Genomic DNA, 13,916 nt, shown 5'->3' on the forward strand with positions numbered 1-13,916 from the left:
TTTTGCGATGAGCGTTTCATATGTCCTTTACAACCTTTCCTGCACCGGCCACGTTTGTTGAAAGCGCGTTCGCCGATCTGCCGCTGCTTGCCACCGAAGCTGTCCCGCCCCGTATCGCCACTGCCTTGCAGGCGATGCGCGATGGCCGCGCCGTCGTCCTGCAGGACGATCACGACCGCGAGAACGAGGCCGATCTGATCGTCTCCGCCGAGCGTCTCACCAACGAAACCATGGCGCTCCTGATCCGCGAATGCAGCGGCATCGTGTGCCTGTGTCTGTCCGACGAGAAGATCCGCTCGCTCGAACTGCCGCCGATGGCCGCCAACAACGAGAGCCGTCACGGTACGGCGTTCACCGTCTCGATCGAGGCGCGCGAGGGCGTGTCGACGGGCGTGTCGGCCGCTGACCGTGTGACGACGATCCGCGCCGCGATCGCCGACAACGCGAAGCCTGCTGACATCGTGCGCCCTGGCCACGTTTTCCCGTTGCGGGCGATGCCGGGTGGCGTGCTCGCGCGACGCGGCCATACGGAAGGCACCGTCGATCTGGCGATTCTCGCGGGTCTGAAGCCGGCCGGCGTGCTGTGCGAACTGATGAATCCGGACGGCACGATGACGCGCGGCGCGGACGTGGAGCGCTTTGCAGAGCAGCACAAGCTGCCGATGCTGACGATTGCGGAACTGGTTGAGTTTCGTGAAGCGCTCGCGGTGGCGCGTGAGTGCTGCGCAGACGCAGCGTGAGCCTGCACGGACTCGCGCATGGCGGTGCGCGCGGGTCCGGTTGTCTGAGGATTGCCGAGGGGCAGTGCGCGCCAGTTTTTCGGCGGCGGTGCGGCGCTCCCGCGCTGTTACCACCCGTCGCTGCCCCGTTGCAGGCAGACGTCGATGGGGTCGATGCAACTGCGACGACTGCACGTCGCCGAACGCTCCACGCACCGCCGCTTCGACGAGTGCGGGCAATTCATCCACGTGTTCGATGATCCGCGAGATGCCCAGCGCAGACTTTCCTTCGGTCCCGTCGACCCGCAACCCGCATGCGTGCGACGCTGCGCGCGTTGATCCGCAAACGCAAGAAGCCGGTCGCCCTGTTCATCGACGACGCGCATCAGCTACATCCTAAGATGACACTGGTCGGCCTGAAGAGGCTGATGGAAATCGTGCGCGACGGCAGGGGCACGCTGTCTGTCGTCCTCGCTGGGCACGTTCAGCGGTCAGCTCCGCTTCCTTACCGGACGTCCGCGCGTCAAACACGAGCGCTCCTTGCCGACCCACATTGGTCACTCCGATAAGTCTCGCGAACGGCGGCTTCCGAGCGGCTATGTGACCCATGGCAGATGACGTTTTGAACTAACGGTCGTTGATGGGGCGAATGAAGATGCGTCAACTGTCGCTCGATTTCTGTGGCTCGTTGTTGCACCCGCCCGACAGCAGCCGAAATCGATGTGATGAACCCGCCTGGACTCCCGACCTTGAGGTGCCCGAGCTCTTGAACAAGGGTGGGGGAGACGGCACTCGCTTTTTCATGGAGCGAGGATTTAATGCTTGATCCAAGGCCTGCTCGGCCTGCCGGACGGTCAGCCCGACCATATTGAGGTCTTGCGCAATTTGCGCCACGCTTGGAAGAAGGTCATTTTCGAGCGCGGCCAGCGAGCGCACTTGCGTTGCTGCGGTCGGTGCACTGGACAGTATGCCGGGAGCTTGCGCGCGGGGCGCGTTAGGCACTCCGGCACCCCGCCAGGAAAAAGGCGACGCTGCTCTGCACGTGGGTGTCGATCTGCGCTCGCAGCGTGTTCAGGCTTTCGCCGACGAGCGCACGCATGAGCAACGGGCCAACGACCAGGTCAAGAAAGAACCGCGCCGTGATTTCGATGCGTTCGGGCCTGAAGGCTGGGAAACGTCGGATGTCAGTGGCGCTCGCGGCTTCGCGTAAGGCTTCCAATGCTGCTGAAGCCCCGCGCTCACGCGCGTTCCGACCAAAATCGGCCAGCTCAGGGACGCGGCGTGCCTCCGCAGCGGAAAGCCGCATGAAGTCGATCACATCGTCCGCAAGCAGCCTCTCCAGCATATCCTTTCCGATGCTGAGAAGCCTTGCTTGGAGCGTCGTTCCGGTAGTCGAGTACTTGCCGAAGTGGGCCCTGACCCGTGCGGCGTTGCGCAGGCCGACAGCCGCAAAGAGGGCCTCCTTGGTCTCAAACCGTGCATAGATCGTGGGCTTGCCGGCGCGCGCGAGGCGCGCAATTTCGTCAATGCTCGCACCATGGAGACCACGCTCCATAAATACGCGATATGCGGCGTCAAGTATGCGTTCGTCCACTTCTCCGGCCAGCTTGCCAGGGGGGCGCCCCGCGCGGACGGCTGACTGCTTCGAAGCATTGTTTTTCGGCGCCGAGTCTTTTGAGTTCTGCATCTTCGGGCAGGCGTAGCTTGAGTATGGATACACCGTGGATGTATCACGGCCGGACCGGGGTGTAAACGAACGAAACGGTTTCGTATCAATTTGCGTTGACAGTCTGATGCCAGCCTGCTAGTTTATATGAACGAAACGGTTTCGTTTCATTAATCAGTATCTAGCAAGGAGCGTGCAGATGAACACCGAAATTATCGTTCACCCGAGACTGCTGAACCGCCCCGGGTTTCCCGGAGGCTGTTTTGCTTGAGTCACGCCGCGATGGCGGACCCAGCGAGTTTTGAATAATAAGCGGCTTCTGCCTCAGCAGGTGGAATGTTGCCGATGGGGCCGAAGAGCCGACGATTGTTGAACCAGTCGACCCATTCGAGCGTCGCAATTTCAACGGCCTGCGGATTGCGCCATGGTCCGAGGCGATGGATCACCTCTGCCTTGTACAAGCCGTTGATCGTTTCCGCCAGTGCGTTATCGTAGGAGTCGCCCACGCTGCCCACTGACGGCTCAATGCCAGCCTCGACCAGCCGATCCGTATAGCGGATCGATACGTATTGCACGCCGCGGTCGCTGTGATGTATCAACCCGTCCTGCTGCGCCGGCTGTCGCTCGCACAAGGCCTGCTCCAGTGCGTCCAGAACGAAGTCCGTGCGCGCCGAGCTCGACACACGCCAGCCGACAATGCGTCGGGCGAACACGTCAATGATGAACGCGACATAGACGAAGCCCTGCCAGCTCGATACATAGGTAAAATCTGACACCCACAGCGCATTGGGCCGTTCGGCCGTGAATTGCCGGTTCACGAGATCCTTCGGGCACGGCGTCGAGCCATCGCTCACTGTCGTGCGTACCGTCTTGCCCCGCACCACACCGCGCAGGCCCATCTGCTTCATCAGCCGCTCGACCGTGCAGCGCGCCGCGACAATGCCTTCCCGCTTCAATTGCGTCCAGACCTTGTCTGCGCCATACACCTGGAAATTTTCTTCCCACACGCGCCGGATCTCATCCTTGAGCATCCTGTCGCGCTGGGCCCGCGGCGGCACCAGGCCTGGATTGACGCGGCGGGCCACATGCGTGTAGTACGTCGACGGGGCAATTGGCAGCACCCTGCAGATCGGCTCGACCCCGTAGACGTGCCGGTGATCATCGATGAACGTGATCATCACTTCGGTCGGCGGTCGAGCTCCGCCTGTGCGAAATATGCTGACGCCTTGCGCAGGATTTCATTAACCTGGCGCAGCTCACGGTTCTCCCGCTCCAGTTCCTTGAGCCGATCCTGCTCCTGCGTGCTTGTGCCCGGGCGCAAACCCCGATCCCGCTCTTCCTTGCGCACCCAGCTACGCAGCGTTTCACCCGAGCAGCCAAATTTCGCTGCGATCGACGCGATCACTTTCCATTGCGATTCGCGGTCGCTCTGGTGTTCCAGCACCATTCGCACAGCCCGCTCACGAACTTCCGGCGAGTACCTTGGGGACTTCTTCTTGGTGTTTTCCATAGCTCCATTTTCTCAAGAAGTGGAGCCTCCGGAAATCCCGGGCCGGTTCAGTCACGCGCGTCGGGCGTTCGTCGATCCTGAGAAACTCGTAGCCGCGTGCCTCGCTGGCGCAGCGCCGGAGGAAATCCACGAACGAATGCTTGCTGGAGAATTTGCTCAGGACCAGCAACACGGTCGTCGCCATGGTGGTGGTTTGTGAGTGCCAGAAGCATGAATTGCGAGCCAGTACGCAGCGTGAGCAATCGTCGATAGCGTGTTGACGATAGACGCAGGGTGGCGATTGCCTATGCCGTCGATCACAGTTCACCGCAAACCCGCCGTCGGGCCATTGGCGTGGTCAGCGCGGCGGTCGGAGTGGGCCGAAGACGAGTCCATATATGAAGGCCCCGTATGGCCGTTCCAATCTGATACCTGCCGTTGGAACCGCGACGACCCGACCGTCAGAAATGGGTCGAACACGGACGGTCTTGCCTGAAAACTCTCGGGGCCGGGAACCGCCGTGCAACGCGATATTCACTGTAAGACTTTTTGCGCTGTCCCTGACGATACGACCGGAGGCAGATTCCGACCTTTGGGGAAGGTTCCCTATCAGGCCTCGTTCGCCGTCTGCTGGACCGTCACCGTGCCCCCGCAGACTGGTCGGCCCATTTTGCGTCGACAACGTCGAGCATTCCGATATCCGGCACGCTGCCCAGCAATGACAGCGAATGCTTGGCGAGTTCCCGCGGAACATGACCCGTCAAGTGCGCAAACCGACCGCCGTTGTCGGGGAAGACGTCAAAGATGCCGAAGTGACTGTCGTCAAGGCGGATGGCAAACCAGGCAATGGTCTTGGGTTCCTGCTCCACGAGTGCTTGCGCGTCGCGAAGGAACTGCGCGACCTGCGACTCATGGCCCGCCTTTGCCTTGAACGTGAGGAGCAGCGCCTTCGTGACCGGCTCGCCCGATGATGTTGCAGGCAACTTGTCGGCTAGGACGTCGAGCTCCTGAATCAGCGGCGCCCCGGCAAACACGCTGCCGCCGGCATCCAGCAGCGCTTGTGTAACTGGCCCCGCCAGATGCGCCTCGCGGCCGGCATCGTCTGGGAACACGTCGAAGATGCCGTACTCCGATCGCCCGAATCTGATCGCGAACCACGCGGTCGTTGCGGCTTCCGCCCGACCCATCGCGAGAGCCGAGCGCAGGACGTCTTCCGCCCTGGCGTCGTCGTAGCCGGCCTTGACTTCCAACCTGACGAGCAGACCTTTAGTGCCCATGAGACACCTCCATCCGTGATCGACCGACCGTGAGCGCGTTGAGCGTGCAGTCCTTCGACGCTAACAAGCCAGCAGCGCCGCGCAGCGCTCCAGAGGACAGCTTCGGTCCTGCGATCGTCGCCGGCGGCATCGGGCGAGACATCTCGCCCGGGGATCCTGCGCGCCTGCAATGCACCTCAACTGACACGATAGTGGATTTCGCCTCGCCGTTCCAGGCGGGATCGCTGGAACCGGCTTGCCCTTACGTCTCTGGCAGCTGCCCCTAGACGAGCTCGCTGGCGACACGTCGGCAAGTCAGGAGCGGGAGCCTGCCGACGCCCCGAGCGACGTGGATCCGAGTGGGATGAGCAGCTAAGGTACTCATGCTGCGCCGCGAAGAGCGTAAGAGCGCCGCACGCCGGGTGAGCCGCGCAAGCTCGAACTCCCTCTAGCCTGGCGCCTCCGGTCACGGACTCATCTGCAGTATGAGCCGTCTCGGGCCCGGTGACCCGCGGAAATGTCGTCTGACGAGGCTCCGGCTGTCTTGGCTAGAGCAATCCCAACAGGCGTTGGACGACCGCTGCTACCATATTCGAAAGATCGAAGCCTACGGGTTGCCCCGGCGGCGATCCGGTTCCATGGGCTTCAGGTCGGTAACATGGCTTGCGCCCTATGCCTGTTCGTCGGCAGCAAGCCCTCGGGAGCACACGATGATCGTCGAGCGTATCTGGACTGGCAATGCCTACCGCAACTTCAACTACCTGATTGCATGTCCGGAAACCGGCGAAGCACTTGCCATCGATCCGCTGGACCATGAAAAGTGCCTCGCCGCCGCGAAGGCCAAGGGGTGGCAGATCACGCAGATCCTCAACACCCACGAGCATCGGGACCACACCGGCGGCAACGAAGCGATGGTCGCGGCCACGGGCGCCAGACTGCTTGCTCATTTCAGGGCCGGCGCTCGCATTACGGGGGTGGACCGCGGCGTCAAGGCCGGAGACATCATCAGGGTCGGGAAGCGGGTCGAACTTGAATGCATGGACACGCCGGGCCACACCATGTGTCACGTCTGCCTGCGATCACATACCGACCAGCCGGCGCTGTTTTCCGGCGACACCCTTTTCAATGCGGGCGCCGGCAATTGCCACAACGGCGGCGATCCGGGCGAGCTGCATGCCACGTTTGTGGGCCAGCTCGCCAAACTGCCGGACGACACAAAGATCTACCCCGGGCATGACTACATCGAGAACAATCTGAGGTTCACGTTGTCGCTCGAGCCGGAAAACGCCGCTGCCCGGGCCCTGCTTCCCCGCGTGGCCGGTCATGACCCGAAGACCTCGATCGTCACCACGCTCAAGGACGAAGAGCAATTCAACACCTTCTTCCGGCTCACAAGCGCAAGCGTGATCGCCAGGTTGCGGGAAAGCTTCCCGGATCTCCCGGAAAAACCCGATCCCAGGACGGTGTTTCTCAAGCTTCGCGAGTTGCGCAACAGATGGTGATGCATCAGGGCGCGAAGCGCTGCCGCTCACCGCATCGGGCCATTTCTGTGTAGACCGCACCATCGAAGGTAGAGGGGGCTGAACCTCCGCGTTCAACCTCGCCAAAGCAGTCCCTCGCGGAAGCCGGCCCCGGCCAACGAGACGCTCCAACGAGCGTTTGCTTTCAACTGGAGCGAAGGACGCCTCTGTTGGATCGAAGGCGGGTATCGGGCGAAAGGCTACCTGCGGCCAGTTGCTGACGTTCAGCCGCATCGAGCGGTGGACATTCAAGTGGCCGATCCATTTAGACAGCGGCCGTTCGCAGAACGGCTTATTGCGACGCGCGCTTGCATGGCCACATGCTTCGCGCGACGCAGTGGCTTTACCTGGTTTTCTGGCGCTTGCGTTAGCGCGCGATGCCGCCGACCGTATCTCTTCCTCAAGCGATTCCCAGCGCCTGCAATATCGGAAGATGTATTTCAGCGAAGCGATTCGCTTCCGCAATCAGATCGCGGCTGGTGTTCGGCGGGCTAACGGAAACGTCCTCCATGGCGTGAGCTGGCGCGGGACTCGTGCGCAAAGCAGCCTCGGCGAATCCGGCCCACTGTGCTGGTTCCCTTAAGTGACGCCGCCTCGCCAATAGGAAGAGCTGTGGAACACGGGGAATCAAAACACCCGATCCGGACACCGGACTGACCAGAAATTGTACGTCCCCCTGCTGGAGCGCCTGCTCGCAAATAGCGGCGTTCAGCCTGTCCGATGACGGACGAGCGAGCTCAACGCGCGCCTCATCCTGTACATTCAGCAACACGCCGGCCCCCACTAACAATGTCACGGCCTTGACGATGAAGGGGAGCGTAATCCCACGTCCGCGGACGTTGTTTTCGATATCGGCCAGACTGGCGGGGTGATGGCTGGCAAGTGCGTCGAGAATCGGACCATATGAGCTTTCCGGTAGTGTCGCTTCTCCCAGCGCTCCGCGCACCTTCAGCAAGACCGAAGCCCTCGGCAGCGCCAGCATGACGCGATGCGCGCGCAGCGCCGTCTGCTGCGCCTCTTCACCGAGCGCCCGGCTCCCTTTGACCCAGTAATCTCGCCGCATTGACCGGTTGATGCAAAAGTCTCGGACGGTCTCACGTAAAGCGGTATCTGGAATGCCCGCCAACAAGGCGCGTTGAACTGGGTTGAGATTGATCTCGTCAACGTGATCGCGATAGTCTGCAGAGCAGCCATAAGTCAAACCACTCGCGGCAAGCGATGATGTGACCTGCGAGAAAGTCATGGGCTGCCAGTCACGATTGAAATATTCATGTGCTAGGTAGTGCGTGTTCTCCTTGCACAATGCGTCGACACGTTCAGCCAGCAGAGGGTTGACCACTGTGTAGCCGGGTTGCGTCGCAATCACGGTCTTTAGGAAGTCTATCGCCGCTGCAATGTGCGTCTGGGCTCGCGTTTCGGTGGGCACGTCGCCGTGTGCATTCAGTCGCGCGCTCGCCTGAAAATGACCGTGCATCAATTCGCGCACCGGCAACATCGTGGCCCACCCGGGCTGGGTGTTATAGCTCATATACACGACGCCGCCGTCATTGAGTTTGCGTCGTATGAAATCGGCAATGAGCACACGGTTTTCGTCGGAAATCCAGCTCCAGATGCCGTGCATGCCGATGAAATCAAATTTCGGCAAATCGTCTCGCATACAGAATTCCGAGAAGCTTTCAGCGAACAATCTCGCCTGCGATCCGGCGCACTGTGTCAGTTGCCGTGCAAAGCTTGCATGAGACGGGTTGAAGTCAGTACCGAACCATTCTGTAGCTGACCCGGCTGCGTGGATATTCACGCTGACGCCGTGGCCGAATCCTAGCTCGCAGGCGGTATGCAGCGCCGGAGGGGCGACGCCCGACTGTAGCAACGGAAGTCTAAGGCGCAGCGGATCCAGTTCGTCGCAATAGCCGTACGTGTACGCAATACCATCAATGCTGCCAGCTTCCCACTCACTCACGTTCTAGCTCTCGTTATCTTTAAGGATCGCCGTGCCGGCATGATGCGAAGCCTCTCATAGCGCAGGCTCCTTTGTCTATCCACAGTTCGACGCTAGATATTCCTCTGCGATTTCCCGCACTGATGACACGTCCTTCAGGTTCTCATAAGGTAACTTCCTCTACATTCATGCGCCGACAGTAACGCCCCCAATCGACAATGGCCCCTCGACATGAATAGCCGCGACTCCCAGCCGCAATCCGATGTGTGGTCCGATTGGCTGTTGCATATTCGGCATGCCGATGATCCAGGGCACGAACGAGCCCTCCATGCCGAACTCAAACAATCTGCGGACCGCGTCCTGGACGGCGCGAGGCTTGCTCCTGGCATGACGCTCGCCGACATCGGTGCCGGTGATGGACTGATCGGCTTTAGCGCTATCGACCGCATAGGCCCATCACTGCGCGTGCTTTTGACAGATATTTCGGCGCCTCTGCTTCGTCACACTGAAGCACTCGCAGTTCAGCGGAACATTCAGGATCAATGCGTCTTCATCCAATGCTCCGCCGAATTGCTCAACGGCATTGAGGGCGACTCTGTCGATGCAGTCACGACACGGGCAGTTCTCGCTTATGTCCCCGACAAGATGGCCGCCATACGGGAATTTCACCGGATTCTCGGACCCGGCGGCCGGCTATCGATCGCTGAACCGATTATGCGCGACGATGCAATCGAGGCAAGCTCTCTGAGGCAAGTCGTTGAGGGCCTGCCCGAGAACGCCGGGGACAACTTCTTTCACCTGCTGCATCGCTGGAAAGCCGCTCAATTTCCCGATACTGAGGAAAAAATTTCTGCGAGTCCGATTGTAAACTACGGCGAACGCGATCTGGTCCGCTTCGCATTAGATGCAGGGTTCACGGATATTCATATGGAGTTCCACATTGATGTACGCCCCGCCGCGGTCACCTCCTGGGATGTGCTGCTTGGCAGCTCCCCTCACCCTTGGGCTCCGCGGCTCGGCGACATTCTCGCGAAACAGTTCACAGCGGACGAACGACTGTTCTTCGAACAGATCCTCCGCCCGCAAGTTGAAGGTCGCCGATTGGTCACGGCCGAGCGCACCGCTTACCTTACCGCACTAAAGCCTCCTCGCTGACGCGCGCAGCCGCTTCCATCATTTAGCTCAGTTTCCGTTCGGGAACGCCGGTAGGCCAAGAAGCTTTGCCGAACCATTGTGAAGTGTTTGAACACCCTGCGCTCGGTAGCCGCTCTGGGTGTATCGCCAGCGCAGGATTCGCGCCGAGTGGTCATCCGGGAAAGTAGTGCGCAATACCGCGCGAACGACGCTTCGACTGATCATTTGCCGGCCAACGAGGCTGTACCAACGGCTGTTATACATTGCGAGCCGCCGTTCAATTCGGGCGGCGTCGAAGGGCCGAAGTGGGTCGGGCTGCGTCAGTCCGCTCTTCAAACTCATCGCTGGAAAGCGGCCAGTGGAATTCCGCTGCCTGGAAGCGGCCAGTCGGCAGTGCGTACTCCCGACCCACTGCCGCCGTTGGAACCTGCGCCACCTCAACGGCAGCTTACTGGATACCAGCGGTCATAGATGCCTATGTGCTGGCCCGGCAAGTGCTATCGCCGTTACTCCTATTGCGCGCGTCGCGAACGTCGGCGGGTCACGGCCCCCGTGACCGTCCCGCAGAGATGGGGCGCGCCCATAACCGGGGTTTGCCAGCGCGCCTTGCGCGCATGCTGCATGAGGTGCAGGGTGTTGGCGCCCTGCACGGATAGAAGTTCGTTCGGGCACTGGCTCGAACGCTCGTCACACCCCGACCTCGGACCACCATGGCACAGCCATGTCACGTCAAGGCTTCACGCACTCAACAACCTACAGGCGCCACCATGAGATCCAAGCCCTTCATGTGATCAAAACGGCTTGACAAACAAGTCCCCATAGAAGCCGACGTTCGAACGGTCCAACGTCATCGCCGACTCGTAGCCGGCGAGACAGACTGCGAGCGGCTGCGATCCCGCGCGAAAGGCAGGGAAAGCCGCAGCCGTTTTATTGCGGTCAATTATTTCTTTTTTGATGAACTTGTGCTGTTGATGAACGTGTTGCACTGCTTATGAATCGAATTGATTTCAGCCTTTGTGTGCGGATTCAGCAAAACAGCCTTTAAATCGGATTCCGTTCTTCCGCCGTTAAACAAGTCGATTTGGTAACCCGCCTCTACTGCATCGCCAACATCAACATCACCCCCGTCCGCTTTCGTAAAGACTATGGTCTTCATCACTCCGTCGGTCTGGTTCGTCTTGCTCGGGCACAGCGCTTGAGAAAACTGCCCGCCATTCAGCTCCGCTAACATGGTGTACCGAGTACGCCCATTTGGCGCGAGCGTATCGCGGTCGCAACCACAAAAAGTCCCCGCCGAATCAAAAAAAGCATATTCGAGCGTCAGAGTTAATGGCGTGGGATTGAGGAAAACGAACTCGGTATTATCAGTCACTACTGGCGGTACTTTAGACTCCGTAAACGTATCAGCCAGCTTCCAATGCCCAACCAGGTAAGGGCCGGAGTCTGCAGCTGTTGCCGATCCTCCGGACACGAAAGTCACCAACAGTCCAACCACGAGTAACAGCCTGCGCATTTTCGCCTCCGTGCCTCCAAGGACCACGACTAGACTCTCCGTCGATACGACGACGAGAGCGCCAGAGTTTATTGAAACGATTGCTGATCATTTTAATAAGTCGCGCCAATTTGCCCCGACGCCGGTTACGCCCCGGAATCCGCCCAAAAACCGCTCGGCTTTCGCGAGAATTCGCTTGGAATCTGTTGTCGGTATCGTAGGCGGCCACGAGACGCTTTTCAAGCTTAGGCACCCCGAGTGTCTCAAAAGAACGCAAGAGTTTGTCCCGAGGCCGACGACTCGCCAAATAAGTTCGCAGCGTGAGAGTCCGCTGTCAGGGAGGAAAGCCGACGCTCGAATGTCCGCCTGAAAGCGCTAGCCAACGGCCGCAGTTGGCGTGCGCCGTGTAAAGGCGGCGTTTTCCCAGTGGGTGTAAGCCCCACCCGGCAACCGCTCCAGCCGGAAGCAACCGGAGCAGCTATGGAGGTAACGAAATGGCTGAAGCCTTCGGTGTAGCGTGTCACAAATTACGGTGACAGCGCGAGTGTGCAGGCCGTAACACGTGTGAACGCCGAGCAAGCCTCGAAAAGGTCGATGCGCAGGCCGACCCGACTGCCATTACGGGGAAGGCTGATACGGCTGGGTGAATGAGCAGGCAGGACATCCAGTCGCTGCGCCGGGGTAGTGGCGACAGCATGCACACAAGGGAAGCGCACGCAACACGGGAAGCCCCCTGGCGTGGTCAGGGATGACCAACCGGACGCCCGTGAGGGACAGGCCGGGCGCCTTGGGGTGACGGAGAGGCCCGTAGTACCGCTGAAGCCGGGTAATGCCGGTGGAGGAAAGGGGCCTCAGTTCAAGACAAACGCAACACGTAGTGAGGGACCTGGAGATTGGGAAACCTATCAACTCCGATCAGTGTTCAGAAGCTGCAGATGGCGTTACACGCGAAAGCGAAGGCAGAAGCCGGGTACCGCTTCTATGCTCTGTACGACAAGATCTATCGTGAGGATGTGCTGGCGCATGCGTACGCCCAGTGCCGCTCGAACAGGGGCGCCCCGGGTGTCGATCGGCAAGACTTCACGGAGGTCGAAGCGTATGGGGTGCAGAAATGGCTTGGCGAACTGGCGCTTGCGCTCAGGCAGGAGACTTACCGGCCGGACCCTATCAGACGAGTGTTTATCCCGAAGGCCAATGGCAAGCTGAGGCCACTGGGCATCTCGACCTTGCGAGATCGGGTGTGCATGACAGCAGCGATGCTGGTGCTCGAACCGATCTTCGAAGCTGACCTCCCACCAGAGCAGTACGCTTACCGCCCGGGGCGAAATGCCCAGCAAGCGGTGATCGAGGTGGAAGAGCGGCTGCATAGAGGGCAAACGGACGTCGTAGACGCCGACCTCGCGGACTACTTCGGAAGTATTCCCCACGCCGATTTGATGTTGTCGCTCGCGCGACGCATCGTGGATCGGCGCGTGCTGCATCTGATCAGGATGTGGTTGGAGTGCTCCGTTGAAGAAACCGATCACCGAGGCCGGAAGACACGTACGACCGAGGCCAAGGACAGCAGGCGCGGCATTCCGCAAGGCTCACCCATCTCACCACTGCTGGCGAATATCTACATGCGCCGGTTTGTGTTGGCATGGAAGAAGCTCGGGCTTGAGCGAAGTCTTGGCAGTCGAATCGTGACCTACGCGGACGATCTGGTGATCCTGTGCAAGCGAGGCAAAGCTGAAGAAGCGTTGTCTCGACTGCGCGAGATCATGAGCAAGCTGAAGCTGACGGTCAACGAGGAGAAGACACAACTTTGTGCGGTTCCGGAAGGGGAATTCGATTTCCTGGGTTACACGTTTGGGCGGATGTACTCAGCGACGACTGGTCAGGCCCGCATGGGCATGCGTCCGTCGAAGAAGAGTATCCGGCGCATGGTTGAGAAGGTTCATGCGCTGACCGCCGCTTCTATGACGTGGCTGGACACCACGGAGCTGGTTGGCAAGTTGAATCGCATGCTACGCGGCTGGGCGAACTACTTTAAGGTAGGGACGTTCAGACGCGCGTACCGGGCGCTCGACAGCTATACCGCTGCGCGGTTGCGCCGGTGGTTACGGAACAAGCATAAGGTCAGGCGTCGCCGGGGCGGGAGCTATCCACTCCAGCACCTCTACGGGCACTTCGGTCTCGTACGCCTGACGGGCCCTTGGCTGTAACTTGCCGTGTACGAAGGCGTGATGTCTTGTCCGAGAGCCGGATGCGGGAAATCTGCATGTCCGGTTCGATGAGCGGGGTGTGAAAACGGAGCAACGGTGAGGTTATTCGGGCACCGCCAGACGAAAGAGGCGGCAACAGACAAACCCAGCCTAACGCCACCGCGTCACATCTCGACTCTACCGAGTTGAGGCAGTGCCACCGGTAATTCGCTCGCCGGAGACCGGCCATTGAGCAAGGGCGAACGAGCCCTTGGTTATTCAAATTGGATGGCGACCTCGACCGGCGGCTAGTGGCCGGCAGTAAGCGTTCACACAATCCGCCGGAAAGTTGCCGTCGACGATTCCAAGGTCCGGTCTATAGAAGTTCAGCGAACTGGTGCAATCGGCCAACTGCGGCCGCTCGCTCGAGCTCTCATACGGACGTTCGAACGTCGGCTCGGCCCCGACACCGGACCTTCATATGCAGGGCATGTCCGTCGCGTATCTCGCGGCAAGAT

General features: G+C 60.3%; 10 protein-coding genes and 1 other annotated feature. Of the genes, 4 read left to right on the forward strand and 6 right to left on the reverse strand.

Annotated elements, in window-relative coordinates:
- The first annotated feature begins 20 nt into the window (after positions 1-20).
- On the forward strand, positions 21-740 hold the full coding sequence (ribB, locus tag OKW41_RS22505; protein WP_429573995.1) for a 3,4-dihydroxy-2-butanone-4-phosphate synthase: 720 nt from the start codon (positions 21-23) through the stop codon (positions 738-740).
- A gap of 973 nt (positions 741-1,713) precedes the next feature.
- On the opposite strand, the gene OKW41_RS22510 is transcribed toward ribB, so the two are convergent.
- The 4 genes from OKW41_RS22510 to OKW41_RS22525 all read right to left on the reverse strand — a co-directional run bounded on the left by OKW41_RS22510 (position 1,714) and on the right by OKW41_RS22525 (position 5,151).
- Complete coding sequence (locus OKW41_RS22510) at positions 1,714-2,406, reverse strand: TetR/AcrR family transcriptional regulator (protein ID WP_429573996.1); 693 nt, start codon at positions 2,404-2,406, stop codon at positions 1,714-1,716.
- 251 nt (positions 2,407-2,657) lie between these two features.
- Positions 2,658-3,895, reverse strand: a protein-coding gene (locus OKW41_RS22515) for an IS3 family transposase (RefSeq protein WP_429573997.1) whose coding sequence is annotated in 2 segments (ribosomal slippage) — positions 2,658-3,592 and positions 3,592-3,895 — 1,239 coding nt in all. Because the reading frame shifts where the segments join, the coding sequence is not laid out codon by codon here.
- Positions 3,489-3,605 (reverse strand) — a sequence feature (AL1L pseudoknot). (Overlaps the previous gene by 117 nt.)
- Positions 3,846-4,079, reverse strand: a complete 234-nt coding sequence (locus OKW41_RS22520) for a hypothetical protein (protein ID WP_429573998.1) — start codon at positions 4,077-4,079, stop codon at positions 3,846-3,848. The genes OKW41_RS22515 and OKW41_RS22520 overlap by 50 nt, the downstream gene beginning before the upstream one ends.
- Positions 4,080-4,512: 433 nt before the next feature.
- The gene (locus OKW41_RS22525) at positions 4,513-5,151 is read right to left on the reverse strand and encodes a putative quinol monooxygenase (protein WP_429571239.1); all 639 of its coding nucleotides are present in this window, start codon (positions 5,149-5,151) and stop codon (positions 4,513-4,515) included.
- A gap of 689 nt (positions 5,152-5,840) precedes the next feature.
- Here OKW41_RS22525 and OKW41_RS22530 point away from each other — a divergent pair.
- The gene (locus tag OKW41_RS22530; RefSeq protein WP_429573999.1) at positions 5,841-6,632 is read left to right on the forward strand and encodes a hydroxyacylglutathione hydrolase; all 792 of its coding nucleotides are present in this window, start codon (positions 5,841-5,843) and stop codon (positions 6,630-6,632) included.
- A 418-nt stretch (positions 6,633-7,050) separates the two neighbouring features.
- Here OKW41_RS22530 and OKW41_RS22535 read toward each other — a convergent pair whose 3' ends face one another.
- Positions 7,051-8,610 carry a class I SAM-dependent methyltransferase gene (locus tag OKW41_RS22535; protein ID WP_429574000.1) on the reverse strand — a complete coding sequence of 520 codons (1,560 nt, stop codon included), beginning with the start codon at positions 8,608-8,610 and terminating at the stop codon, positions 7,051-7,053.
- Positions 8,611-8,820: 210 nt separating this feature from the next.
- Between OKW41_RS22535 and OKW41_RS22540 the strand changes: the two genes are divergently transcribed.
- The gene (locus OKW41_RS22540; protein WP_429573066.1) at positions 8,821-9,744 is read left to right on the forward strand and encodes a class I SAM-dependent methyltransferase; all 924 of its coding nucleotides are present in this window, start codon (positions 8,821-8,823) and stop codon (positions 9,742-9,744) included.
- 919 nt (positions 9,745-10,663) lie between these two features.
- Here OKW41_RS22540 and OKW41_RS22545 read toward each other — a convergent pair.
- Positions 10,664-11,236, reverse strand: coding sequence for a hypothetical protein (locus tag OKW41_RS22545; protein ID WP_429574001.1), 573 nt, complete (start codon positions 11,234-11,236; stop codon positions 10,664-10,666).
- 914 nt (positions 11,237-12,150) lie between these two features.
- On the opposite strand from OKW41_RS22545, the gene ltrA reads away from it, so the two are divergent.
- The gene (ltrA, locus tag OKW41_RS22550) at positions 12,151-13,419 is read left to right on the forward strand and encodes a group II intron reverse transcriptase/maturase (protein ID WP_429571360.1); all 1,269 of its coding nucleotides are present in this window, start codon (positions 12,151-12,153) and stop codon (positions 13,417-13,419) included.
- Positions 13,420-13,916: the final 497 nt, after the last annotated feature.

The sequence above is a fragment of the Paraburkholderia sp. UCT70 genome, assembly GCF_050434085.1.
Classification (GTDB): Bacteria; Pseudomonadota; Gammaproteobacteria; order Burkholderiales; family Burkholderiaceae; genus Paraburkholderia; species Paraburkholderia tuberum.